The 22,331-nt window shown below is 73.3% G+C and carries 22 protein-coding genes; 10 read left to right on the forward strand and 12 right to left on the reverse strand.

Annotated elements, in window-relative coordinates:
* Positions 1–44 precede the first annotated feature (44 nt).
* A complete protein-coding gene (dhaL, locus tag ACF09J_RS19650; protein WP_392306695.1) occupies positions 45–650 on the forward strand; it encodes a dihydroxyacetone kinase subunit DhaL in 606 nt (201 codons plus the stop codon).
* A 1-nt stretch (position 651) separates the two neighbouring features.
* Positions 652–1,062 (forward strand): PTS-dependent dihydroxyacetone kinase phosphotransferase subunit DhaM, encoded by a 411-nt coding sequence (locus ACF09J_RS19655; protein ID WP_392306696.1) that lies wholly within the window; start codon positions 652–654, stop codon positions 1,060–1,062.
* Between the two features lie 124 nt (positions 1,063–1,186).
* Here ACF09J_RS19655 and ACF09J_RS19660 read toward each other — a convergent pair whose 3' ends face one another.
* Positions 1,187–2,005 (reverse strand): glycoside hydrolase family 75 protein, encoded by an 819-nt coding sequence (locus tag ACF09J_RS19660; RefSeq protein ID WP_392306697.1) that lies wholly within the window; start codon positions 2,003–2,005, stop codon positions 1,187–1,189.
* Positions 2,006–2,404: 399 nt separating this feature from the next.
* On the opposite strand from ACF09J_RS19660, the gene ACF09J_RS19665 reads away from it, so the two are divergent.
* Together ACF09J_RS19665 and ACF09J_RS19670 are read left to right on the forward strand one after the other, a co-directional pair.
* Positions 2,405–3,415 (forward strand): fibronectin type III domain-containing protein, encoded by a 1,011-nt coding sequence (locus ACF09J_RS19665; RefSeq protein WP_392306698.1) that lies wholly within the window; start codon positions 2,405–2,407, stop codon positions 3,413–3,415.
* Positions 3,416–3,647: 232 nt separating this feature from the next.
* Positions 3,648–4,298 carry a hypothetical protein gene (locus ACF09J_RS19670; protein WP_392306699.1) on the forward strand — a complete coding sequence of 217 codons (651 nt, stop codon included), beginning with the start codon at positions 3,648–3,650 and terminating at the stop codon, positions 4,296–4,298.
* A 24-nt stretch (positions 4,299–4,322) separates the two neighbouring features.
* On the opposite strand, the gene ACF09J_RS19675 is transcribed toward ACF09J_RS19670, so the two are convergent.
* From ACF09J_RS19675 to ACF09J_RS19685, 3 genes are all read right to left on the reverse strand, one after another.
* The gene (locus ACF09J_RS19675; RefSeq protein WP_392306700.1) at positions 4,323–4,895 is read right to left on the reverse strand and encodes a PadR family transcriptional regulator; all 573 of its coding nucleotides are present in this window, start codon (positions 4,893–4,895) and stop codon (positions 4,323–4,325) included.
* A 39-nt stretch (positions 4,896–4,934) separates the two neighbouring features.
* The gene (locus ACF09J_RS19680; protein ID WP_392306701.1) at positions 4,935–6,950 is read right to left on the reverse strand and encodes an FAD-dependent oxidoreductase; all 2,016 of its coding nucleotides are present in this window, start codon (positions 6,948–6,950) and stop codon (positions 4,935–4,937) included.
* 78 nt (positions 6,951–7,028) lie between these two features.
* Positions 7,029–7,400: a hypothetical protein gene (locus ACF09J_RS19685; protein ID WP_392306702.1), complete on the reverse strand. Its 372-nt coding sequence runs from the start codon at positions 7,398–7,400 to the stop codon at positions 7,029–7,031.
* 294 nt (positions 7,401–7,694) lie between these two features.
* On the opposite strand from ACF09J_RS19685, the gene ACF09J_RS19690 reads away from it, so the two are divergent.
* On the forward strand, positions 7,695–9,773 hold the full coding sequence (locus ACF09J_RS19690) for a SpoIIE family protein phosphatase (protein ID WP_392306703.1): 2,079 nt from the start codon (positions 7,695–7,697) through the stop codon (positions 9,771–9,773).
* A gap of 30 nt (positions 9,774–9,803) precedes the next feature.
* On the opposite strand, the gene ACF09J_RS19695 is transcribed toward ACF09J_RS19690, so the two are convergent.
* The gene (locus ACF09J_RS19695) at positions 9,804–10,622 is read right to left on the reverse strand and encodes a putative protein N(5)-glutamine methyltransferase (RefSeq protein WP_392306704.1); all 819 of its coding nucleotides are present in this window, start codon (positions 10,620–10,622) and stop codon (positions 9,804–9,806) included.
* A 327-nt stretch (positions 10,623–10,949) separates the two neighbouring features.
* On the opposite strand from ACF09J_RS19695, the gene ACF09J_RS19700 reads away from it, so the two are divergent.
* Complete coding sequence (locus ACF09J_RS19700) at positions 10,950–11,351, forward strand: MarR family winged helix-turn-helix transcriptional regulator (protein ID WP_392306912.1); 402 nt, start codon at positions 10,950–10,952, stop codon at positions 11,349–11,351.
* Positions 11,352–11,481: 130 nt separating this feature from the next.
* Positions 11,482–12,450 carry an acetylxylan esterase gene (locus ACF09J_RS19705; protein WP_392306705.1) on the forward strand — a complete coding sequence of 323 codons (969 nt, stop codon included), beginning with the start codon at positions 11,482–11,484 and terminating at the stop codon, positions 12,448–12,450.
* Between the two features lie 240 nt (positions 12,451–12,690).
* Here ACF09J_RS19705 and ACF09J_RS19710 read toward each other — a convergent pair whose 3' ends face one another.
* Complete coding sequence (locus tag ACF09J_RS19710) at positions 12,691–14,811, reverse strand: peptidoglycan recognition protein (protein ID WP_392306706.1); 2,121 nt, start codon at positions 14,809–14,811, stop codon at positions 12,691–12,693.
* Between the two features lie 481 nt (positions 14,812–15,292).
* Between ACF09J_RS19710 and rho the strand changes: the two genes are divergently transcribed.
* Together rho and ACF09J_RS19720 are read left to right on the forward strand one after the other, a co-directional pair.
* Entirely contained in the window at positions 15,293–16,441 is a 1,149-nt protein-coding gene (gene rho / locus ACF09J_RS19715) for a transcription termination factor Rho (RefSeq protein WP_392306707.1), read from the forward strand.
* Between the two features lie 150 nt (positions 16,442–16,591).
* A complete protein-coding gene (locus ACF09J_RS19720; RefSeq protein ID WP_392306708.1) occupies positions 16,592–17,809 on the forward strand; it encodes a D-alanyl-D-alanine carboxypeptidase family protein in 1,218 nt (405 codons plus the stop codon).
* 155 nt (positions 17,810–17,964) lie between these two features.
* On the opposite strand, the gene ACF09J_RS19725 is transcribed toward ACF09J_RS19720, so the two are convergent.
* From ACF09J_RS19725 to crcB (ACF09J_RS19745), 5 genes are all read right to left on the reverse strand, one after another.
* Complete coding sequence (locus ACF09J_RS19725; RefSeq protein ID WP_392306709.1) at positions 17,965–18,897, reverse strand: glutaminase; 933 nt, start codon at positions 18,895–18,897, stop codon at positions 17,965–17,967.
* A 64-nt stretch (positions 18,898–18,961) separates the two neighbouring features.
* Complete coding sequence (locus ACF09J_RS19730; protein WP_392306710.1) at positions 18,962–19,798, reverse strand: undecaprenyl-diphosphate phosphatase; 837 nt, start codon at positions 19,796–19,798, stop codon at positions 18,962–18,964.
* Between the two features lie 98 nt (positions 19,799–19,896).
* Entirely contained in the window at positions 19,897–20,265 is a 369-nt protein-coding gene (gene crcB, locus ACF09J_RS19735) for a fluoride efflux transporter CrcB (protein ID WP_392306711.1), read from the reverse strand.
* The gene (locus ACF09J_RS19740; protein WP_392306712.1) at positions 20,262–20,642 is read right to left on the reverse strand and encodes a DUF190 domain-containing protein; all 381 of its coding nucleotides are present in this window, start codon (positions 20,640–20,642) and stop codon (positions 20,262–20,264) included. The genes crcB (ACF09J_RS19735) and ACF09J_RS19740 overlap by 4 nt, the downstream gene beginning before the upstream one ends.
* A complete protein-coding gene (gene crcB / locus ACF09J_RS19745) occupies positions 20,639–21,100 on the reverse strand; it encodes a fluoride efflux transporter CrcB (protein ID WP_392306713.1) in 462 nt (153 codons plus the stop codon). Before crcB (ACF09J_RS19745) ends, ACF09J_RS19740 begins: the two co-directional genes overlap by 4 nt.
* A gap of 353 nt (positions 21,101–21,453) precedes the next feature.
* On the opposite strand from crcB (ACF09J_RS19745), the gene ACF09J_RS19750 reads away from it, so the two are divergent.
* Positions 21,454–21,798 (forward strand): VOC family protein, encoded by a 345-nt coding sequence (locus tag ACF09J_RS19750; protein ID WP_392306714.1) that lies wholly within the window; start codon positions 21,454–21,456, stop codon positions 21,796–21,798.
* 83 nt (positions 21,799–21,881) lie between these two features.
* Here the strand turns inward: ACF09J_RS19750 and ACF09J_RS19755 are convergent, their stop codons facing one another.
* Entirely contained in the window at positions 21,882–22,289 is a 408-nt protein-coding gene (locus tag ACF09J_RS19755; RefSeq protein ID WP_392306715.1) for an SseB family protein, read from the reverse strand.
* Positions 22,290–22,331: the final 42 nt, after the last annotated feature.

The following is a 22,331-nucleotide window of genomic DNA, read 5'->3' on the forward strand; positions in this document are numbered from 1 at the left end:
GTCAGCGAGCGCCTCGACCGTACCTACCACGCAAGGGAGATCCAGTGCTCGACGCCGACTTCTTCCGCCGCTGGATGACGGCGACCGCCGTGTCCGTGGCCCGCGAGGCGGAATGGCTCACCGCCCTCGACTCGCCCATCGGGGACGCCGACCACGGCAGCAACCTTCAGCGCGGGTTCACGGCCGTACGGACCGCGCTGGAGAAGGAGGACCCGCGGACGCCCGGCGCGGTGCTGGTCCTCGCCGGGCGGCAGCTGATCTCCACGGTCGGCGGCGCGTCGGGGCCGCTGTACGGGACGCTGCTGCGGCGCACCGGCAAGGCGCTCGGGGACGCCGCCGAGGTGAGCGAGGAGCAGCTCGCCGAGGCGCTGCGGGCCGGGGTGGACGGGGTCATGACGCTGGGCGGGGCCGCCCCGGGCGACAAGACCATGATCGACGCGCTGGTGCCGGCGGTGGACGCGCTCGGTGACGGCTTCGCGGCGGCCCGCGCCGCCGCCGAGGCGGGCGCCGAGGCGACCACACCGCTGCTGGCCCGCAAGGGCCGGGCGAGTTATCTGGGCGAGCGCAGCATCGGGCACCAGGATCCGGGGGCCACCTCGTCCGCCCTGCTGATCGCCGCACTGGCCGAATCCGCCGCGGCGGAGGCGTGACATGAGTGGTGAGAAGGCGGTCGGGATCGTGCTGGTGTCGCACAGCGCCGAGGTGGCGTCCTCGGTGGTCGAGTTGGCGAAGGGACTGGCGGGCGGGGCGGCGGGCGTGCCGGTGGCCGCCGCCGGGGGCCGGGAGGACGGCGGGCTGGGCACCAGTGCCGAACTGGTCGCCGCGGCCGCGGCGGCCGTGGACCGGGGTGCCGGGGTGGCCCTGCTCACCGACCTGGGCAGCGCGGTGCTCACCGTGAAGGCGCTGCTGGCCGAGGGTGACGAACTGCCCGAGAACACACGGCTGCTGGACGCCCCGTTCGTCGAGGGCGCGGTCGCCGCGGTGGTCACGGCGGCGGCGGGAGCCGACCTGGACGCCGTGGAGGCGGCGGCCTCGGAGGCGTACGGCTACCGGAAGGTGTGAGGGGCGGGCAGGGCCGTGTGAGAGGCCCGGGCGGTGCGAGGCAGGCCGGCGGGCCGGGCAGGCCGCCCGCCTACGGCTTCGCCCTTCCGCCGCTCACCACAGGGGGCCGTCGCGGGTCGCCCGCTTACGGCGTCGCCGTCCCGCCGCTCACCAGAGGCCGGTCGTCCGCCCGCGGCCCCGCCGTCCCGCCGTTCGCCACAGGCGGGCGCGGCGGGTCGTCCGCCTGCCCCGTCGCCGTCCCGCCGTTCACCAGTCGGCGTGCCAGCCGCTCGCCGGTGGCGACGGCGGCCGCGTGGTCCTCGATGGCGCTGATCCGGGAGTGCTGGAAGACGATGTAGGTGACGCCGGAGCGGACACCGCCGCCGTGCGGGTCGGCGGGGATGCCGAGGCGCCGGGCGGTGGCGTAGGAGGCCTCGCCGATCAGCTCGCGCGGCCCGATGTCGCCGACGACCGCGTACTGCACGCGGTCCCGGTAGACGACGGCCGCGACCGATCCCCCGCCCACGCCGTGGGCGCGGTGGTCCCAGATGCGGCTCGGGGCGGGCAGGACGACGTACGGCAGCCGTGCGGCGTCCAGGCGGTGGCCGTTGGACTGCTCATAGGCCGCGGTCGGGGAGAACTGCGGATCGGTGCGGCGGTTGCAGCGCACCGTGGGCTGTCCGTCGCAGTCGATGTCCATGTCGGCCTTCCAGAAGACGGCGCCGGGCAGTCCGCACACCGGGACGGTGGCCGGGTGCCCGGCGTCGGGGCGGTAGCGGCCGCGGGAGACCGGTCTGCAGTCACGCACCCTGGCCAGCAGGTCGGCGGCCTGGACAGCACCGTCGCCGTGGGCCGCGGGCTCCCCGCGGGTGCGGTACGCGTACGGCACGGTGGGCGTCGGCAGCGTCGTGGGAGCGAGCAGGGCGGCGCTCGCCGCGACGAGCGTCAGCGACTGGGCACGCACGATGAGGGGCCCCTCTCCTCGGGGACATGACGGGCATTCACCCCACGTGAGGTGAATTGCGGAGCAATCGGTCGCGCGGCCCACGTTAGGGGAAACGGAGGGCGCATGGCCCGCACCGCCCATCGGACGGCCGGGGGCCCGGTCCCCTACCGGACCGGCCCCCGGACCGCCCGTGGCGACGCGGGAGACAGCGACGACAGCTACCCGCGCCACAGCGTGAACTCACCTGAGACACAGGGGAGTTCAGCCCGGAAGGAACTTCAGCATACGTAACGCCCCGGGCCTCCCACCAACCCCGGCCCTCTTGATGCGCCCCCGTCAACACGCCATATTGGTCCGGACCATTGTCCGTGCGGTGTGCGGGGCCGCCCACGCCGCAGCTCCTGGGGAGGCAGACCCGTGCGACGCGTTCCCGCCCCCGCTACCCGCCGTCTCCGCGCGCCCGGGCGTGTCGTGGCCCTGTGCGCGGCGGCGGCGCTGCTCGCCGCCTGCGGCCGGAGCGCCGCGGACGACGGGGAGGGAGGCCGGCTGCCCGGCGCGCCGACCGGCGTCACCGCCGCCGCGGGGAGCGCGACCAGTGTGCACGTGATGTGGCACGCGATGCCCGCGGCCTCGGGCATCGGCGGGTACGAGGTGTACCGCGACGCCACGAAGGTGACGGCCGTACCGGCCCGTGAGCGCATGGTGGACATCACCCGGCTCAGTCCGTCGACCACGTACGTCTTCACCGTCCGGGCGCGCGGCACCGACGGCCGGCTCGGCCCTCGCAGCCGACCGGTGCGGGCGACGACACCGGCCGCCGTCGCGGCCGACCGCTCGGCTCCCAGCCGCCCGCTCGACGTGCGCGGCCGGGTGGTGGGCAGCCGGGCCGTCCAGTTGACCTGGTCCCCCTCGGCGGACGACCGGGGCGTGGCGTCGTACGACGTCTACCAGGGCGGTACGAAGATCCACAGTGTCGGCGGCAGCCAGACCGCCACCGTGGTCACCGGCCTGCGGCCGGGCACCTCCTATGCGTTCACCGTGCGCGCCCGCGACGCGGCCGACAACCTCTCCCCCGCCGGTTCCGCCGTCCGGCTCACCACCGCGCCGGGCTCCGACGACGGCCGGGCCACCGCGCCGTCCTCCTTCCGCGCCACGACCCACCGGGCGGACGGAGCGTACTACCTGGACCTGAGCTGGGTCCCGCCGCACACGGACGGTGTGGTGACGCAGTACCAGATCCAGTTGGACGGACAGCCGGCCACCTCGCTCGTCTGGGGCGGCACGGCACCGCGTGAAAAGGCCTCGTACAGCTTCTACCTGGGGCGCGAGGCCGGGGTGGGCCACCGGGTGCGGATCCGGGCGATGCTCCCGGACGGCACCTGGGGCGGCTTCTCACCCGAACGGTCGATGACGACCGGCAAGCCCTGAGCACGGACAGGGCGGCGACGAACCGGGCGGCCCCGCGCACCCGGTCGGGCGCGGACGCCCCGTGCACCCGACCGGGTGTCGGCCGCCCGGGCGGTGCCCACCCGTACGGCCGCGCACCGCATGCGGGCGGCGGCCGGGAGACGTTGGCTGGCTCCGAGGCAGCACGGGCGATTCCCCTATCTCCGGCGGCACATGGGATGGTCCGCCGACCGTGCCGCCGGAGGACAGTCCCATGCGCCACACTCAGCCACCCTCCCGCTCCATAGCCGTGGCCGCTACGGCCGCCGCGCTCTCACTCGGTCTCGCCACCGGTACGGCCGAGGCCGCCGGTATCTCCGTGACCGCCAACGGTTCGACCGTGTCCGTGACGACCAGCGTCTGCAGCCAGGTCAACGGCAGTTGGGGCACGGCCTCGCTGCTCTCCGCCGGCCAGACGAGCTTCACCCAAGGACGCCAGGTGGCGCTCACCGGGACGGCCAGTGGCCAGTCCGCCGCCTGGCAGAGCGTGAGCCCGGGCACCTACACGGTGGCCGTCGTCTGCGCGAACAACATCACGGCGGGCACGCAGTCCGTCGTCGTCTCCGGCGGCCGCGCCACTCCGACGGCGGCGGCCACGTACCGGCAGACGCCCGCGCCGAACGTCGCTCCCACATACGCACCGAACGGCGTACGCACTTACGCGCCCAACGGTGTACCCACCTACGTACCGAACGGCGTGCCCACGGCGGCGCCGACCCGCGGTGTGCTGGGCGGCCTGGGCGGGGGCGTCAAGGACTACGGAACTCTCACGCTCGCGGCCGGCGGGACGCTGGTCGGGGCGGCTGTGGTCGCCACCGGGTGGGTGCTGCGCCGCCGTTCGCGTGCGAAGGCGCACCGGTACTGACCGCGCCTCCGGGCCCCGCTGTCCTCATTCCGGATCCTGGCCGGGCAATTCCGCTGCCCGGCCCGGCACTTCGGCGAACCCCTCCAGCGCGCGCCGGAGCCATTGGATCCAGAAGGTCTCCAGGTCGACACCGCCCCGCAGGACCAGGTGCCGCAGCCGGTCCTCGGGACTGTCCTTGCCGGGCGGGAAGTCACGTTCCTCGATCTCCCGGTACTCCGCCAACTGCCGTTCGTGCAGTTCCAGATGGCGCTCCAGGTCGGCGCGAAGGCCCGCGGTGCCCACAACGGCCGCCGCGCGCATCCGCAGCAGCAGGGCGTCGCGGTACGGCTTCGGCTCCTGGGAGGCGGCGGTCCAGCGGGCCAGTTCCGCGCGGCCCGCGGGCAGCACCTCGTAGTCCTTCTTCTGCCCGCGGGCCGGCTCCTTCGCCGGCAGGCCGCGGATCAGGCCGCCGGCCTCCAGCCTTCCCAGCTCGCGATAGATCTGCTGATGCGTCGCCGACCAGAAGTAGCCGATGGACTTGTCGAAGCGGCGCGTCAGTTCGAGCCCCGACGACGGCTTTTCGAGCAGCGCGGTGAGGATCGCGTGCGGAAGTGACATGGGGATCATCCTAGGGACGGCCCGCACGCCGGCCCGTCCCTAGAGCGCCGCCGCCAGTTCGGTGCCCTGTTTGATGGCGCGCTTGGCGTCGAGTTCGGCGGCTTCGTCCGCGCCGCCGATCAGATGCGCGCGGCGCCCGGCGGCGACCAGTTCCTCGTAGAGGTCGCGCCGGGGCTCCTGCCCGGTGCACAGCACGATCGTGTCGACCTTCAGGACCGTGCTCGTGCCGTCGACGGTGATGTGCAGGCCCTGGTCGTCGATCCGGTCGTAGCGCACGCCGGGCACCATGGTGACCCCGCGCCGGCGGAGTCCGGTGCGGTGGATCCAGCCGGTCGTCCTGCCCAGTCCGGCGCCGACCTTGGTGGTCCTGCGCTGGAGCAGGTGCACCGTGCGCGGCGGCGCGGGCCGCCGCGGCGCGGTGAGTCCGCCGGGCTCGCGCTGGTCCATGTCGACTCCCCAGAGCCGGAAGTACGCCGCCGGGTCCTCGCTCGCCCCGTCACCGCCGTCGGTGAGGTACTCGGCCACGTCGAAGCCGATGCCGCCGGCGCCGAGGATCGCCACCGTCTCGCCGACGGGTGCGCCGTCCCGCAGGACGTCGAGGTAGCCGAGGACGCTCGGGTGGCCGACTCCGGGGATGTCGGGGATGCGCGGGGTGACGCCGGTGGCGACCACGGTCTCGTCGTAGTCCGCGAGGTCACCGGCGCTCACCCGGGTGTTCAGCCGTACGTCCACGCCGTGCGCGTCGAGCCGGTGGCGGAAGTAGCGCAGGGTCTCGCCGAACTCCTGCTTGCCGGGGACCTTGCGGGCCACGTCGAGCTGGCCGCCGATCTCGCCCGCCGCGTCGAACAGGGTGACCTGGTGGCCGCGTTCGGCGGCCGAGACCGCGCAGGCGAGCCCGGCGGGTCCGGCGCCGACGACGGCGACCCGCTTGCGCCGCCGGGTCGGGGACAGGACCAGCTCGGTCTCGTGGCAGGCGCGCGGGTTGACCAGGCAGGAGGTGATCTGCCCGCTGAAGGTGTGGTCGAGGCAGGCCTGGTTGCAGCCGATGCACGTGTTGATGGCCTCGGGGCGGCCGGCGGCGGCCTTGGCGACGAAGTCGGGGTCGGCGAGCATCGGGCGGGCCACGGACACCATGTCGGCGTACCCGTCGGCGAGCAACTGCTCCGCGACTTCCGGGGTGTTGATGCGGTTGGTGGTGACGAGGGGGAGGGAGACCCGGCCCATCAGCTTCTTGGTGGCGAACGCGTAGGCGCCGCGCGGTACGGAGGTGGCGATGGTGGGGATGCGGGCCTCGTGCCAGCCGATGCCGGTGTTGATGAGGGTAGCCCCGGCGGCCTCGACCGCCCGGGCGAGTGTGACGACCTCGTCCAGGGTCGAGCCGTCGGGCACCAGGTCCAGCATGGACAGCCGGTAGATGATGATGAAGTCCTCGCCGACGGCCTCGCGGACCCGGCGCACGATCTCGACCGGGAAGCGCGTCCGGTTCTCGTAGGAGCCGCCCCAGCGGTCGGTGCGGTGGTTGGTCCGCGCGGCGATGAACTCGTTGACGAGGTAGCCCTCGGAGCCCATGATCTCGACGCCGTCGTAGCCGGCCCGGCGGGCGAGGAGGGCGGTGCGGGTGTAGTCGTCGATGGTCCGCTCGATGTCGGCGTCGGTGAGTTCGCGGGGCTCGAACCGGCTGATGGGCGCCTTGAGGGGGCTGGGGGCGACCAGGTCGCGGTGGTAGGCGTAGCGGCCGAAGTGCAGGATCTGCAGGGCGATCCGGCCGCCCTCGCGGTGCACCGCGGCGGTGACGGTCGTGTGCCGCTCGGCCTCCTGCTCGGTGGTGAGCTTCGCGCCGCCCTCGTACGGCCTCCCCTCCTCGTTGGGGGCGATGCCGCCGGTGACGATGAGTCCCACTCCGCCGCGGGCGCGGGCCGCGTAGAACTCCGCCATCCGCTCGAAGCCGCGCTCGGCCTCCTCCAGGCCGACGTGCATCGAGCCCATGAGGACGCGGTTGGGCAGCGTGGTGAAGCCCAGGTCGAGCGGGCGCAGCAGATGGGGGTAACGGCTCATGTCTGTAGTTGTAGAGGACCCGGGGCCGTTTATGCAACTAGTTGCATAAACGGCCCCGGGTCCTCTCGGCGTCCGGTGTCAGCCGCTCTGCAGACGGACGTGGAGTTCGCGCTCCTGGTCTCCGGAGGCCATGCTCAGGTCGTCCACGGTGAACAGGGAGCCCAGGGTGGTGCGGAAACGGTCGATCGCCCAGTAGCCGCCCTGTACGTCGGCCGTGACGGACGCGCCGAGCCGGGTGGGCCGGCAGTCCGCCCCGTGCTCCTCGGCCACGTCGAACGTGCCGAGCCACACGGTCGGGCGCACCTCGTGGTAGTCCCGGGGCACGTCGTCCGCGCACCGGTCGGAGGAGAAGCAGGCACACAGGGCGTCGAACACGGTCCGGGCGTCTTCCTTGGTGCATCCGCTCAGCTCCACCGAGACGGATTCGGGGTGCTCCGGCTCGCTCGCCATCGCGATCACTCCTCTCGTGGCCTGGGTACCGAACGAAGTTCCCTCCGCGCGGCGCTCCACTCGCAGAATCCAGCAAAGCACCGTTTCCCGGCGGAACACCACCGCCGCCGACTGCCCGCTCGCCCTCCGGCCGGGGGCATCGGTCCTTCTGCCGATTCGGCGCGAAGGTGCCCCCGCGGTGCGGGATGGTGGAGGGAAGCGACGGACCGCCTCGAAGACGGGTGCGGCACGGTACGGCAGGGGTGCCCGCACCGGGACGACGGGCCGCCGCGGACGGTGAAGGCGGTGCGTGGGATGACTGCTTCCGGGGCTTCCCCGGCCGAGGGCGAGGAACCGGCGGGACGCCCGGCACGGCCGAGCGGGCTGCTCGACGTGCTGGGCGTCGCCTCGGTGGTCCTCGACGCCCGGGGACGCATCGTGCTGTGGAGTCCGCAGGCCGCGGAGCTCTTCGGCTACTCGGCGCGGGAGGCGCTGGGGAGGAACGCGGCCCAGCTCATGGTCCACGAGCGCCACCTCGACCTGGTGATCGAGCTGTTCTCGGAGGTGCTGCGGACCGGTCGGGGCTGGGCGGGCGCGTTTCCCGTCCGGCACAAGGACGGCAGTACCCGGCTGGTGGAGTTCCGCAACATGCGGCTGCTGGACGACCGCGGGGAGGCCTACGCGCTCGGGCTCGCCGCCGACCAGTCGACCGTACGGCGGCTGGAGCGGGACGTGGCGCTGTCGGAACGGATCGTCTCGCAGTCCCCGATCGGCCTGGCCGTGCTGGACAACCGGCTGCGGTACGTCTCGGTCAACCCGGCCCTGGAGCGGATCAACGGCCTGCCCGCCGAGGCGCACGTCGGCCGCACGGCGGTCGAGCTGCTGCCCGAGTGGGGCGCCGAGGCCCTGGAGTCCGCGGCGCGCCGGGTGCTGGAGACCGGGCAGCCGCTGGTCGACCTGTCCACGGTGGGCCGGACCCCGGCCGCCCCCGACGAGGACCGTGCCTGGTCGTTCTCCCTGTACCGGCTCGAGGACGCTTCCGGCACCGTGCTGGGCGTGGCCGTGTCGGTCGTCGACATCACCGAGCAGTACCGGGCGGGCGTCGAGGCGGAGGCCGCGCGCCGCCGCCTGGCCCTGATCGCCGACGCCTCGGCCCGTATCGGCACCACGCTGGATCTGGAGCGCACCTCCCGGGAGCTGGCCGAGGTCGCCGTACCGGAGCTGGCCGACGTGGCCGCGGTGGATCTGCTGGAGCCCGTGGTGGAGGGGCGCCGCAGCAGCCTCGGACCGGCCGAACCGGCGGTGATCCGGGCCCTGGCGGTACGGGCCGACCGCGCGGCGGACGCCCTGGAGGCGGCCGATCCGCCCGGTCACATCGCCCGCTACGGCCCCGAACGCCTGGTGACGCTGTGTGTGCGTACCGGCCGCCCGGTGCTGGTCGCGCGGGTCAGGGACGAGGACCTGCCCAGGATCGCCCGGTCACCGGAGGCGGCCGTGCTGCTGGGCCTCGCGGGCGTGCACTCGTACCTGGCCGTGCCGCTGACCGCGCGGGGCGAGGTGCTGGGGGCGCTGGACCTCAAGCGCACCCGCAATCCGGAGCCGTTCAGCGCGGACGACGTGCTGCTGGCCGGGGAGCTGGCCGCCCGCGCGGCCGTGCAGATCGACAACGCCCGCTGGTACCAGAACGCCCGCGACGCCGCCCTCACCCTCCAGCGCAGCCTGCTGCCCCGGCATCCGTCGGTCACGGGCGGCCTGGAGGTCGCCTCCCGGTACCAGCCGGCGGGCGCCACCGTCGAGGTGGGCGGCGACTGGTTCGACGTGATCCCGCTTGAGCGCGACAGGACGGCCCTCGTCGTCGGCGACGTCATGGGCAGCGGCATCAACGCGGCGGCCACGATGGGCCGGCTGCGCACCGCGACGAAGGCGCTGGCCTCGCTCGACCTCGATCCCGCGCGGCTGCTCGAACACCTCGACCGGATCACGGAGGGCCTGGACCACTCCATCGCCACCTGCCTGTACGCCATCCACGACCCGCACCTGCGGCGGTGCCGGATCGCCAACGCCGGGCACCTGCCCCCGGCGCGGATCCCGGTGGGCCGTCCGCCGGAACTGCTCGAACTGCCCACCGGGGTGCCGCTGGGCGTCGGCGGCATCCCGTTCTCCACCACGACGGTGCACCTCGACCCGGGCGACCAGCTGGTGTTCTACACGGACGGGCTCGTCGAGACGCGCCGGGAGTCCCTGGACGAGCGCCTGGCCACGCTCCTGAACCTCCTCGGCGGCCCGCCCCGTCCCCTGGAAGAGCTCTGCGACCTCCTGCTCCGCACTCTCCACCAACCGGACAACCACGACGACGTGGCCCTGCTGATCGCCCGCGCCCAGCCACTGCCGTGACTCCCCCGCCCGCGGGGCCGGCTCACCCGGTCAGTGTCTGGTTCCCGTCACCACGTGTGCGCTGAATTCCTCCGACACGGCGAGGTGGGCGGTCAGGCCGGCCTCGAGGAAGACCGCCAGCGCCTGCGGGGTCTGGTGCTCGCTGGTCTCGACCAGGAGGCAGCCGTCGGGGGCGAGCCAGGTGGGGGCCTCGGCGGTGACGCGGCGCAGGATGTCGAGGCCGTCGGGGCCGCCGTCCAGGGCGACCAGCGGCTCGTGGTCGCGGGCCTCGGGCGGCAGCAGGCCGACCTCGTCCGTGGGGACGTAGGGCACGTTGGCCGCCAGGATGTCGACGCGGCCCCGCAGACTGCCCGGGAGCGCGTCGAACAGGTCGCCCCGGTGGACCGCGCCGCCCCTCGGGACGATGTTGCGCCGGGCGCAGCGCACCGCGGCCGGATCGATGTCGGCGGCGTGCAGTTCGACCGGTCCGAGCGCCTCGGCCAGCGCCGCGCCCACGGCTCCCGAGCCGCAGCACAGGTCCACGACGACGGACGCCTCCGGGGACCGGGCCACCGCCTGGTCGACCAGGAACTCGGTACGGCGCCGCGGGACGAAGACACCCGGCTCCACCGCGATCCGCAGACCGTGGAACCCGGCCCAGCCGAGGACCTGTTCGAGGGGGAAGCCGGCGACGCGCCGCTCCACCAGGGCGGCGATCTCCCGTGGCGTGCGGGCGCCGGCGAGGATCAGTTCCGCCTCCTCCTCGGCGAACACGCAGCCGGCGGCGCGCAGCGCGGCGACCACCCCGGCACGCGGCGGCGGAGAGGCGGAGGAGGAGAAAGAGGCAGAAGGGGGAGGAAGTACGGGCATCGAATGCCGGGACCTTTCGGGAGCCGAAGGGCGCTCCCGCGGTCACCTACCGACGGTGATCCGCGCCGTTTCGAGGGGAGAGCACCCGACCTGACACAGCGGTAATGGGTCTCACCTCCTCGGCTTCCTGCGACCGGGACCCTCCGCGGCCGCAGGTCACCCTACCCCAACGCCCGGCCGCCGGCCCCTCCTCGCCCCATCAGTTGTACTATGCAACCGGAAGAGCAGGGGAGGCATTCGGTGACCGCAGCGACAGAACCGGAAGGACGCGGCGCCGCACGGCGGACGCCCGCCGGGGAGACGGCCGTCGAGACCATCCACCGCGAGATGACGGTCTTCGCCCGCCGGGCCCGTGCCTCGGCGGGACGCATGCACCCCGAGCTGTCCCTGGTGTCGTACACGCTCCTCGGGCATCTGGAGGAGAGCGGCGGCTGCCGGGCCACCGACCTGGCCGCGCACTACGCGCTGGACAAGTCCACCGTCAGCCGGCAGGTGTCCGCCCTGGAGCGCGCGGGCCTCGTCGAGCGCCGTACCGACCCCGGCGACCACCGTGTCCAGGTGCTCCATCTGACGGCCGCCGGGCGGCGGATCCTCGCCCGGGTCACGGAGAGCCGCCGCGCGGCCTTCCACGAGCGCCTGGCCAGCTGGCCGGAGGACGACCTCGAACGGTTCGCGGGCTACCTCACCCGTTACAACGCCTGGCCCGGCCGGGACGAGGACGGCGCCTGACGCGCCCGGGACCGCCGTCCATCACATCCGGCACGTCCGGAACGAACACCTCCGCTGACGGCGGCCCGCGCCGAGGCCGTACGGTGTGGCCCCCGCAGTCTCTTCAGTCTCTTCGCGAAGGCGGTTGTTGATGGCCCTGTTCGACCTTCCCCTCGACGAGCTCCGCGAGTACCGCAGTTCGTCCGCCGAGCCCGAGGACTTCGACGCCTTCTGGTCCAAGACGCTCCAGGAGGCCCGCGAGCACGACCTGGACGCCCGGTTCGACCTGGTGGACACGGGACTGGCGACGGTGAAGGTGTACGACGTGACCTTCACCGGCTTCGGCGGGCACCCGGTCAAGGGCTGGCTGACGCTGCCCGCGCGGGTCGACGCGCCGCTGCCGCTGGTCGTGGAGTTCGTCGGCTACGGCGGCGGGCGCGGCCTGCCGCACGAACACCTGCTGTGGGCGTCGACGGGCCGCGCGCACTTCGTGATGGACACGCGCGGGCAGGGCAGCGCCTGGGGCGGCGGGGGCGGCACCCCCGACCCGGTCGGCGGCCCCCCCGCGTACCCCGGCTTCATGACCCGCGGTCTGGACGCGCCGGAGAACTACTACTACCGCCGGGTGTTCACCGACGCGGTCCGGGCGATCGAGGCGGCCCGCTCCCACCCGCTGACCGACGCGGGCCGGACCGCGGCGATCGGCGCGAGCCAGGGCGGCGGCATCACGCTGGCGGTGGGAGGGCTGGTGCCGGACCTGGTCGCGATCGCGCCGGACGTGCCGTTCCTGTGCGACTACCCGCGCGGCGCGACGCTGACCGACCGTCACCCGTACCGGGAGATCGGCCTCTACCTCAAGACCCACCGCGGCCGCACCGAGGACGCCCTGCGCACGCTGTCGTACTTCGACGGCGTGCACTTCGCCGCCCGCGGCCGCGCGCCCGCGCTCTTCTCGGCGGCCCTGGAGGACCAGACCTGCCCGCCCTCCACGGTGTTCGCCGCGTTCAACGCCTGGGCGCACCAGGACAAGCGGATCGAGGTGTACGACTTCAACGACCACGAGGGCGGCGGCCCCTACCAGGAGGCGGCCAAGCTCCGCTGGCTGCGGTCGTACGCCTGACGGCGCGGGGCACCCCTGAGCACGACCTCGGGCCCGGGCGCCCCCCGGGGGGGGGGGGCCGGGCCCGGGGGGGGCCCCCCCCCCCGGGGGGGGGGCCCCCGCCCGGGGGCGCCCCGCCCCCGGGGGGGGGGGGGCGGGCGCGGGGGGGGGGGGGCCCCCCCGCCCCCCCCCCGGGGGGCCGCCCGCGGGGGGGGGGGGGCCCCCGGGCCCGGGTGTTCCCGCACCGGACGTGGGGCGGAGCTACTTGATGTAGACGAGACCGTCCGTGGTGAGAGTCGGGCGGCCGGAGGTGCCGACGACGACGATCTTGACGGTGTGCTTGGCGCTGCCGGACCAGGTCTTGGTCCAGATGGCCTGCCGGTACTGCGTCGAGGAGGACTTCAGGTCGACCGTGGCGGTCTTGGTGCCGTCCACGTAGACATAGGCCTTGCCCGAGGTGGAGGCGCGGGAGACCACCCAGGCGGCGGAGCGGCCGGTGAACGTCCAGGTGAGACTGGCGCCCTTGGAGCCGCTGGAGTACGACTTGCCGCCGAGGTAGCTGCTCGACGAACGGGTGGTCCAGCTGCCGGACTTGGTGGCGGAACTCTCCTGGAGGATCACCGGCGTGTACGACACGGACGACGTACGGGAGTTGCCCGCGTAGTCGATCGCGCGCATCGACCAGGTGGAGGCGCTGCCGGACTTGGCGGTGCGGTTGGAACTGGTGGTGGCCGGGCCGAAGGTGGCCGTGGTCGGGGACAGCAGTTGCACGGAGCGCAGGGCCGTGGTGTCCGCGGCCTTCCAGCTCAAAGTGACCGGGACGGCCGCGGTGTTGACGGTACCGCCACGCAGGGCGAGCTTCGGCGCGGTGGTGAAGGTGGGGGCCGTCGTCTCCGCCGTGACGTTCAGCGTGGCGCTGGTCGCGGTCTTCCCCGACTGGTGCACGGCCCGCACGGCGACGGTGTGCTTGCCCGCGGCCAGGGTGACGGTGGCGGAAGCGGCGGTGCCGGACGTGGTGGCGACCGCCTTGCCGTCCACCAGCACCTGGAAGCTCTTGATGAGCGAACTCGGCGTGGTCGCCGTCCACTTCACGGTGAGGCTGTTCTTGGTGTAGTACGTCGAACCCGACAGGGTCGCGCCGGTGACCGAGGCGACCTTCAGGCCCTGCACCGGGCCGGCCGCCCAGGAGCGGATGGTGGGCAACTGGGCGTACAGGGAGCCGCCGGGGCACTCGGTGTTGTAGCCGTCGCGGTGGCCGGAGATCCGGTTGAAGGTGTACGTGCGGCCCGCGGTGAAGCTGGTGCCGGAGTAGTTCGTCTGGGTGGCGGCCGTGGTGAGCTGGACGGTGCCGGCGGGGTCGGCCCCGTACTGGCCGAGCTTCCAGGCCGCCACCCGGGCGACGGAGGCCAGCGCGGCGTCGGAGGCGCCGGCCGAGGTGTAGTCGCCGAGCACCGCGATGCCCGTGGACTCACGGTTCCAGCCGTAGGTGTGGGCGCCGAGGACCGGCAGGCCGACGCCTCCCTTGCGTCCCTCGAAGACGGTGCCGCACTTGTCGACGAGGAAGTTGTAGCCGATGTCGTTCCAGCCGTTGCCGCTCGGCTCGGCGTGCGTGTGGAAAGCGTAGATGCCGCGCACGATCGACGCCGACTGGTCGCAGGTGTAGGCGGCCCCGTCCGTGTGGTGGACGAACACGGCCTTCACGTCGCCGTTGTACTCCGAGGGGTCGGGGCTGAGCGACTCGTCGGCGCCCCAGTCGGCGCGGGGCACGATCGGCGGCTCGGGGACCGTGGACGGCGGCGCGTCCGGCGCCGACGGTGCGGTGTCGCCGCTCACCGGGCCGGTGACGGCCCCGGCGACGAAGGCGGCCGGCTCGTTCCCGGCGGGCGCCTTGGTCTCGGCGTCGGTCACCACGCCCGGATCGACGAGGTTGACCTTGAGCCCCTTGGGCATCGGGCCGGTGGTGCCGTTCTTGCGGACGATCTGCACCTGGACGCCGTCGGATGGCCCGACCCACAGCGGCTCGGACGCGCCGCGCACACCGCGGCCGGGCTTCTCCAGCGGGTCGGCGTCGAGTCCGAGGCCGTGCCAGGCGCTCCACTCGCCGGTCGCCGTGCTCCGGGTGCGCACCTGTGCCGTGCCGTGCAGTCGCTTGCCGGCACCCGTCCAGGTGACGCCGAGCAGCGAGAACTGCTGGGTGTCGGTGCGGGGCAGCTCACGCCTGGCGTCCGTGTCGCCCTTCAGCGCGAGGTCGTAGATCTTCAGCGGACGCTTGGCCCGGCCCGTGGCGCCGTGGTCGCCCGAAGGGCTGGCGACGGCATACGTCACGATGCCCCCGCCCCCGAGGACGACGGCACCGAGCGTCAGCCACGCCCGTCTCTTCAAGCTCAGCGGTCGGTACGCATGCGACGTACGACGGCTCACGGCGAATCCACCCCCACAGGGCCCGAAACGGCCCAAAGAAGAAAACGGGAGACACACCCGTCACTCGGGGGCCCGGTTCTTACAGCGCGCCGCGGCCGGTGAACGTCACCGCACCGGGGTCGGCTGTGCCGCAGATCACTGCTCTCGCCGCGCACGCGAGCCGGGTGGTACCCTGGCGTCAGCACCTGTGTACGCCCCGTTGTGGGCGCCGGTGCGGTTCTTCATCAGCTCGCCGGGTCGCCGCGTCTGTCGCGGTCGACGCGATCTGCTTCTCCTCACCTTCTCCGTGAGCGGCGCTCCGCGCCCTTCCCGGGCAGCGCGCCGCGGCCGAGGTGGTGTCCTCCGCCGCCGGAGGCCGTGCTCCACGCCTCCCCGTCGCGGCTTGTGCCCTTCCCCCATCGCACGTCCCGTGCCGTCCGTCCGCGAAAGGACCTTCACCCATATGACCACCACACTCGAACGCCCCGCCGCACCGCGGCAGACGTCCGCGGCCCCCCAGGCCGTCACCGGTGTCCTGGACATCGACGCGACCGGCAAGGGGCATCTGCGCGGCGCGGACTTCCTGCCCGCCCCCGCCGACCCGCGGGTCTCCGCCGCGCTGATCCGCCGCCACGGCCTGCGCAAGGGCGATGCCGTCGCAGGCCTGCTCGGGCAGCAGCACGCCGTCACCGAGATCACGGGCGTCGGGGGCCGCTCGCCGGACGAGGCCCGGGCCCGGCGGCGCTTCCACGACCTCACTCCGCTGCACCCGCGCGAGCGGCTGCGCCTCGAACACCCGGCCGCCGGACTCACCGGCCGCGTCGCCGACCTGATCGCGCCCGTCGGCAAGGGGCAGCGCGGTCTCGTCGTGGCACCGCCCAAGACCGGGAAGACCGTGCTGATCCAGCAGATCGCCGCCGCCGTCGCGGGCAACCACCCCGAGTGCCGGCTGATGGTGGTGCTGCTCGACGAACGCCCTGAGGAGGTCACCGACATGCGGCGCCGGGTGCGCGGCGAGGTGTACGCCTCCACCTTCGACCGGTCCCCGAGGCAGCACATCGCGCTCGCCGAACTCGTCGTCGAACGGGCCAAACGGCTCGTCGAGGCCGGCGAGGACGTGGTCGTCCTCCTCGACTCGCTCACCCGGCTGTGCCGGGCCCACAACAACGCGGCCGCGGCGGGCGGCCGCACCCTCAGCGGCGGTGTCGACGCGGGCGCGCTCCTGGGGCCCAAGCGGTTCTTCGGGGCGGCGCGGTCGGCCGAGGAGGGCGGCTCCCTCACCATCCTCGCCACCGCGCTGGTGGAGACCGGGTCCCGCGCCGACGACTTCTTCTTCGAGGAGCTGAAGAGCACCGGCAACATGGAGCTGCGGCTCAGCCGCGAACTCGCCTCCCGTCGCGTCTTCCCGGCCGTCGACATCGACCCCTCGGGCACCCGGCGTGAGGAACTCCTGTACAGCCCGGCCGAGTTGACGGCTGTCCGTGGTCTGCGCCGCGCCCTGCGCAGCCGCGAGGGCAGGACCGGTATGGAAACGCTGCTGGAACGGCTGCGCGACACGCCCGACAACGCCACGTTCCTGCGCCGCGTCCAGCCGACGCTGCCCACCGACTGAGCCAGGGCGCGCCGGACAACCGACGCCCCCTCAGCACCGTGCCCGCTGTGGGCCCGTCGGGGTACGCAGCTAGGACATCCGGGTGCTCACGGACCCCGTTCGGCTCTCGGCAGCGTCCCGCCTGCACCGTTTTGTCCCTACGTTTGCGATATGAAGATCAGATTTTCTAAGCGCACCACGGTATCGGCCTGCGCACTCTGCGCGGCGAGTCTGCTGGCGCTGACCTCTCCGGTCGCGGCCGCCGGTCCGACGGGCGGGGGCACGGGAGCGATAGTGCAGCCGAGGGCGACGGTGCCGCAGCCGGCCCTGCTGGACGGCGAGGGCACACAGGTCCGGCTCCGCGCCGGGGCGCCCGACGTCCCGGCCGTCTCCGCGCTGTCCTGGGTGGTGGCCGACGCCGCGTCGGGCGAGGTGCTGGCCGCGCACGACGCGCACCGCAGGCTGCCGCCCGCGAGCACCCTCAAGACGCTGTTCGCCCTGACCGTGCTGCCGTCCTTCCCCGCGGGCATCCAGCACACCGTCAGCGCCAAGGAACTGGCGGGCATCGGCGAGGGCAGCAGCCTGGTGGGGGTCGTCGAGGGCCACACGTACCAGGTGGCCGACCTGTGGCGCGGGGTGTTCCTCAACTCCGGCAACGACGCCGTGCACGTGCTCGCCGCGCTCAACGGCGGCTGGGAGCACACGGCCCGGCAGATGGAGACCAAGGCCCGCTCCCTGGGCGCCCTGGACACCACGGTCGTCTCCCCCGACGGCTACGATGCCGACGGGCAGGACTCCTCGGCGTACGACCTGGCCGTGTTCGGGCGGGCCGGGCTGCGCAACCCGGACTTCGCGCGGTACTGCTCCACCGCGCACGCCGCCTTCCCCGGCAACGACGGCACGTTCCAGATCGCGAACACCAACCGCCTGCTCACCGGTGCCGACGGCGTGGAGCCGTATCCGGGTCTGATCGGCATCAAGAACGGCTACACCACCAACGCGGGCAACACGCTCGTCGCCGCGGCCCACCGGGACGGGCGCACCATCCTGGTGACGTTGATGAACCCTCAGGAGGGCAACGTCTACGAGGAGGGGCGCGCGCTCCTCGACTGGGGGTTCGGCGCCGCCGGTCACGTCGATCCGGTGGGTTCGCTCGACGCCCTGCGGCCCGTCTCGCACGAGACGACGACCGAGGCGAAGCGGGGGACGGAGCACGGAGCGAAGCCCGGTACGAAGCCGGGGGCGGCGGTCGTCGCGTCCGCGGGTGCGCCCCGGCCCCAGGAGTCGGACTGGCCGGGGACGGGAACCATCGCGGGCGCCGCCGGTCTGGGCGCGGGGGCCCTGCTGCTCGGTCTGCGGTTCCGGCGCAGGCGCGCCTCGCGCGTCTGACCGGCCGACGGGACCCGGCACGGTCCGCGGACGTCGGTGTCGCCCCCGGAGCCCGTCGCGGCCGAGACCGCGGCGGACGCCGACCGGGCCGGGACGCCGGGCTGCCGTCCGCGCACCGACGGCGTGCGCTCGGGTGACGCGCGCCGGGCGGCCGTTCAGAAAACCGACAGGCCGGTGAGGGTCGTGAAGCGGTCGAGGGCCGCCACGCCGGCCACCGAGTTGCCCCGCTCGTCCAGGCCGGGGCTCCACACGCACAGCGCGCACCGGCCCGGTACGACGGCGATGATGCCGCCGCCCACGCCGCTCTTGCCGGGCAGGCCGACACGGTAGGCGAAGTCGCCGGCCGCGTCGTACGTCCCGCAGGTGAGCATGACCGCGTTGACCTGCTTGGCCTGGCTGCTGGCGAGCAGCCGGGAGCCGTCCGCCCTTATGCCGTGCCGGGCGAGGAACGTGGCGGCCAGCGCCAGGTCGGCGCAGGAGGCCGCGATCGAGCACTGGCGGAAGTACTGGTCCAGCAGGTCCGGCACCGGATTGTCGATGTTTCCGTAGGAGGCCATGAAGTGGGCGAGGGCGGCGTTGCGGTCGCCGTGCGCGCTCTCGGAGGCGGCGACCTCCTCGTCGAAGTCCAGCTCCGGGTTGCCGCTCTCGGCGCGCAGGAAGCCCAGCAGCTCGCCCGCCGCGTCACCGGTACGGGTCTGGAGCCGGTCGGTGACCACCAGGGCGCCGGCGTTGATGAACGGGTTGCGCGGGATGCCGTTCTCGTACTCCAGCTGCACCAGGGAGTTGAAGGGGTTGCCGGAGGGCTCGCGACCCACGTGCTCCCACAGTTCGTCGCCCTCGCGCGCCAGGTCGAGGGCGAGGGTGAACACCTTGGTGATGGACTGCGCGGAGAACGGCTCCCGCCAGTCCCCCACTCCGTACACCGTGCCGTCCAGTTCCGCGACGGCCATGCCGAAGGCGCGGGCGTCCCGGGCCGCGAGCGCCGGGATGTAGTCGGCCGGGCGCCCGCGGCCGGGCGTGTGCTCGATCTCCTCGGCGATGTGCTCAAGGACCGGAAGATAGGTCGGGGACGACGTCATGATCGCCATTCTGCCTCCGGGCCGGTCCCGGTGCGCCGCGGCGGTGGGCCGGGCGGCGGGCGCAGAAGCGTGCTCAGCTGGTGAGGACGCCCGTTCCGAGCAGGCCGAACAGCAGCAGGCCGACCAGGATCCGGTAGACGACGAACGCGTTGAAGGAGTGCTTGGCGACGAACTTCAGCAGCCAGGCGATGGAGCCGTAGGCGACCACGAAGGACACGACGGTGCCGACGGCCAGCGGGACGGCGCCCACACTCGCGCCGAGCGCGTCCTTGAGCTCGTAGAGGCCGGCGCCGGTCAGGGCCGGCAGGCCGAGGAAGAAGGACAGGCGGGTGGCGGCGACGCGGTCGAGGTCGAGGATGAGCGCGGTCGACATGGTGGCGCCGGAGCGGGAGAAGCCGGGGAAGAGCAGGGCGAGGATCTGCGAGCTGCCGACCAGCATCGCGTCCTTGAAGGAGGTGTCGTCCTCACCGCGCTTGTGCCTGCCCATCTGGTCCGCGCACCACATCACGACACTGCCGGCGATCAGCGAACCGGCGACCACCCACAGGGAGCCGAGCGGCCCCTCGATGAAGGGCTTCGCGGCCAGGCCCACCACGACGATCGGCATGGTCGCGAAGATGACCCACCAGGCGAACTTGTAGTCGTGGTGGTAGCGCTCCTGCTTGTCGGCCAGCCCCCGGAACCAGGCGGACACGATCCGCACGATGTCCTTGAAGAAGTACACCAGCACGGCGGCGATGGCGCCGACCTGGATGACGGCGGAGAACGCGACGACCGACTTGTCGTCGACGGGGATGCCCATGAGCCCCTCGGTGATCTTCAGATGGCCGGTGGAGGACACGGGGAGGAACTCGGTCACCCCCTCGACGACTCCGAGGACGACGGCCTGACCGACGGAGATGGCGCTCATGGGATCCAGTTCTGAGGACGGTGATCGACAGTGGTGGACACACACTTACGGTGCTGAGGTGACGGGCCGGTGACGGGCGGCGGAATCGGCGGCGACCGTCAGAAGCCGCCGGCTATCCACGCCCCGGCGAAGGCCGCGCCGAGGCCGGCCCCGACACTGGCGACGACATTGGCGAGGGCGTAGGTGCCCGCGCCGGTCTCGGTGAGGCGCAGGGTCTCGTAGGAGAAGGTCGAGTACGTGGTCAGGGCCCCGCACAGTCCGGTGCCCAGGAGCAGTTGCAGATGCGGTCCGGCGACGCCCGCGGCCGCCGCGCCGGTCAGCAGGCCGAGGATCAGGCAGCCGGCGACGTTCACCACGAAGGTGCCCCAGGGGAACACCGAGTCGTGCCGGGACTGCACCGCGCGGTCGGTGAGGTAGCGCAGGGGCGCCCCGACCGCGGCCCCGAGGACCACGAGCAGCCAGTTCACGAGGACTTCCTGCCCTTCGCGCCCGCGCCGCCGGGGCCGGCCGCGCGGCCGACGTACCGGATGACCTCGCAGTCGTCGAGTATCACCAGTCCCTCGGCGACCAGTTCGTCCAGTTGCGGGAGGAACGCCCGCACCCGCTCCTCGGTGTCCACGATCACCACCGCCACCGGCAGGTCCTCGCTCATCGACAGCAGCCGCGAGGTGTGGATCAGGGAGGTCGCGCCGAACCCCTCTATACCGCGGAAGACGCTGGCGCCCGCGAGGCCCGCCGCGTGGGCCCGGTGGACGATCTCCGAGTACAGGGGCCGGTGGTGCCAGGTGTCGTTCTCTCCGACGAAGACGGTCACGCGCAGCGCGCTGCCGGTGAGCCTGGTCATCGCTGCCTCCACTTCAGAACACGGCGGGCCGCCGTCACGGCCAGCCACACCGCCGCGAGCGCCGCGCACGGGGTCGCGGACAGGTACGCCAGCCCGGTACGGGCGTGGCCGGAGTCCACCAGCCGCTGGACGTCGACAGCGTAGGTGGAGAAGGTGGTGAAGCCGCCGAGCACACCAATACCGAAGAACGGGCGGACCAGGCGGTGGGCGCCCCACACGTCGGTGATGACCACCATGAAGACGCCGATCACCGCGCAGCCGAAGGCGTTGACCCAGAAGATCGCCCACGGGAACCCCCCGGCCGGCGTCGGCAGCCACTGCGAGACCGCGTACCGGGCGGTGGCCCCGAGCGCTCCGCCCAGTGCCACCACGGCGACCACCGGCGCCTGTGTCCGCCACGCCCGCCGTCGCGCGGGGCTCGTCCGCGCCCGAAGGCTCTCGGTTTCCGGGACTGTCATGCTCGTACGTCTCCTGCTCGCCCGCGCCCGGACATGCCGGGGCGCTCCTTCGACGCGAGTAGGGACCGTTGGCGGCACCAGTGCCACGGTTTCGGTACGGCGGGCCCCACCGCCGCGCTGCGCATCCTTCGCGGCCGGGCTACAGGCTAACGCGACCGGATCGGCACCGCACACGCCCGGCGCGGTGTGTACGGCGGCCGGGTGACGCCGCCCGGCAAGCGGTCAGGATCAAAGAAGCCGCACGGCGCCCGCCTGTCCTAGCGTGGAACCACCGACACACCGTCGGCCCGTGCCGCCTCCGCCGAGTGCGGAGCCGCGCCTCTCCCAGCAACCCCGATGGCAAGGAGTACGCCATGACCGCCGGCCTGAAGACGATCATCTACCCCGTCAAGGACCTCGACCGGGCGAAGGCCCTGTTCAGCGCGCTGCTGCAGGTCGAGCCGTATGCCGACGCGCCCTACTACGTGGGGTTCAAGGACGCAGGACAGGACGTGGGGCTCGACCCGAACGGGCACTCCAAGGGCATGACCGGACCGGTGCCGTACTGGCACGTCGACGACATCAGGGCCCGGCTGGCGGCACTGGTGGCCGCGGGCGCCGAGGTCCTCCAGGACGTGCAGGACGTGGGCGGCGGCCGGCTGATCGCCTCGGCGAAGGACGCCGACGGCAACCTCATCGGCCTTCTCCAGGACGCCTGAGCCGGCCGCCGCGGCGGTGTGTGCCGCCCCACCGGGGAGGGCCGGTCCGGTTGGTCATCGCGGTGTGGTCCTCGCGGTGCCGCTCAGCCGTGCGGCCGGGCCAGCAGGTTGCGCACTCCCTCCGAGGTGAGCGTCAGACCGTGCGGCGAATTGGCGTCTATGGTCAGCGACAGGTCGTCGGCCGGCCACTGGGACGCGAGCGCACCGAGCGGTACCAGGCGGTAACGGGAGACGAAGGGCAGCAGGTCGGACATCTCCAGTTCGGAGGTGAACACGGGCACCACCGGCGCCCCGCCCGGCTGTTCGAGGACGGGCAGGGCCACCGCCGTGGGGTTGGTGGCGTCCTCCTCGCTGGCGTCGTCGGGCACGGGGACCAGTACGTCGCTGCTCGCGAGCGTCTCCAGTGCCACCGTGTCCTCGGCGTTGTCGGCAAGCACGTCCAGCGCTTGCTGGGCGGGCGTCGGGGTGTTGTCGTTCGCTGGTGTCTGCATGGCGGTTCCCTGGTCGCGGCAGTCGAGCGGCCCGCCCGGGAG

The sequence above is a fragment of the Streptomyces sp. NPDC014889 genome (assembly GCF_043081205.1).
Taxonomy (GTDB): Bacteria; Actinomycetota; Actinomycetes; order Streptomycetales; family Streptomycetaceae; genus Streptomyces.

Excerpts from the sequence above, each read along its gene's own strand:
- crcB (WP_392306713.1), bottom strand. The coding sequence starts at position 21,100 with ATGACAGTCCCGGAAACCGAGAGCCTTCGGGCGCGGACGAGCCCCGCG.
- ACF09J_RS19670 (WP_392306699.1), top strand. The coding sequence starts at position 3,648 with ATGCGCCACACTCAGCCACCCTCCCGCTCCATAGCCGTGGCCGCTACG.
- ACF09J_RS19730 (WP_392306710.1), bottom strand. The coding sequence starts at position 19,798 with ATGAGCGCCATCTCCGTCGGTCAGGCCGTCGTCCTCGGAGTCGTCGAG.
- ACF09J_RS19755 (WP_392306715.1), bottom strand. The coding sequence starts at position 22,289 with ATGCAGACACCAGCGAACGACAACACCCCGACGCCCGCCCAGCAAGCG.
- ACF09J_RS19680 (WP_392306701.1), bottom strand. The coding sequence starts at position 6,950 with ATGAGCCGTTACCCCCATCTGCTGCGCCCGCTCGACCTGGGCTTCACC.
- ACF09J_RS19725 (WP_392306709.1), bottom strand. The coding sequence starts at position 18,897 with ATGGCGATCATGACGTCGTCCCCGACCTATCTTCCGGTCCTTGAGCAC.
- ACF09J_RS19750 (WP_392306714.1), top strand. The coding sequence starts at position 21,454 with ATGACCGCCGGCCTGAAGACGATCATCTACCCCGTCAAGGACCTCGAC.
- ACF09J_RS19675 (WP_392306700.1), bottom strand. The coding sequence starts at position 4,895 with ATGTCACTTCCGCACGCGATCCTCACCGCGCTGCTCGAAAAGCCGTCG.
- rho (WP_392306707.1), top strand. The coding sequence starts at position 15,293 with ATGACCACCACACTCGAACGCCCCGCCGCACCGCGGCAGACGTCCGCG.
- ACF09J_RS19720 (WP_392306708.1), top strand. The coding sequence starts at position 16,592 with ATGAAGATCAGATTTTCTAAGCGCACCACGGTATCGGCCTGCGCACTC.
- ACF09J_RS19700 (WP_392306912.1), top strand. The coding sequence starts at position 10,950 with ATGACGGTCTTCGCCCGCCGGGCCCGTGCCTCGGCGGGACGCATGCAC.
- ACF09J_RS19695 (WP_392306704.1), bottom strand. The coding sequence starts at position 10,622 with ATGCCCGTACTTCCTCCCCCTTCTGCCTCTTTCTCCTCCTCCGCCTCT.
- ACF09J_RS19690 (WP_392306703.1), top strand. The coding sequence starts at position 7,695 with ATGACTGCTTCCGGGGCTTCCCCGGCCGAGGGCGAGGAACCGGCGGGA.
- ACF09J_RS19705 (WP_392306705.1), top strand. The coding sequence starts at position 11,482 with ATGGCCCTGTTCGACCTTCCCCTCGACGAGCTCCGCGAGTACCGCAGT.
- ACF09J_RS19740 (WP_392306712.1), bottom strand. The coding sequence starts at position 20,642 with ATGACCAGGCTCACCGGCAGCGCGCTGCGCGTGACCGTCTTCGTCGGA.
- ACF09J_RS19655 (WP_392306696.1), top strand. The coding sequence starts at position 652 with ATGAGTGGTGAGAAGGCGGTCGGGATCGTGCTGGTGTCGCACAGCGCC.
- ACF09J_RS19685 (WP_392306702.1), bottom strand. The coding sequence starts at position 7,400 with ATGGCGAGCGAGCCGGAGCACCCCGAATCCGTCTCGGTGGAGCTGAGC.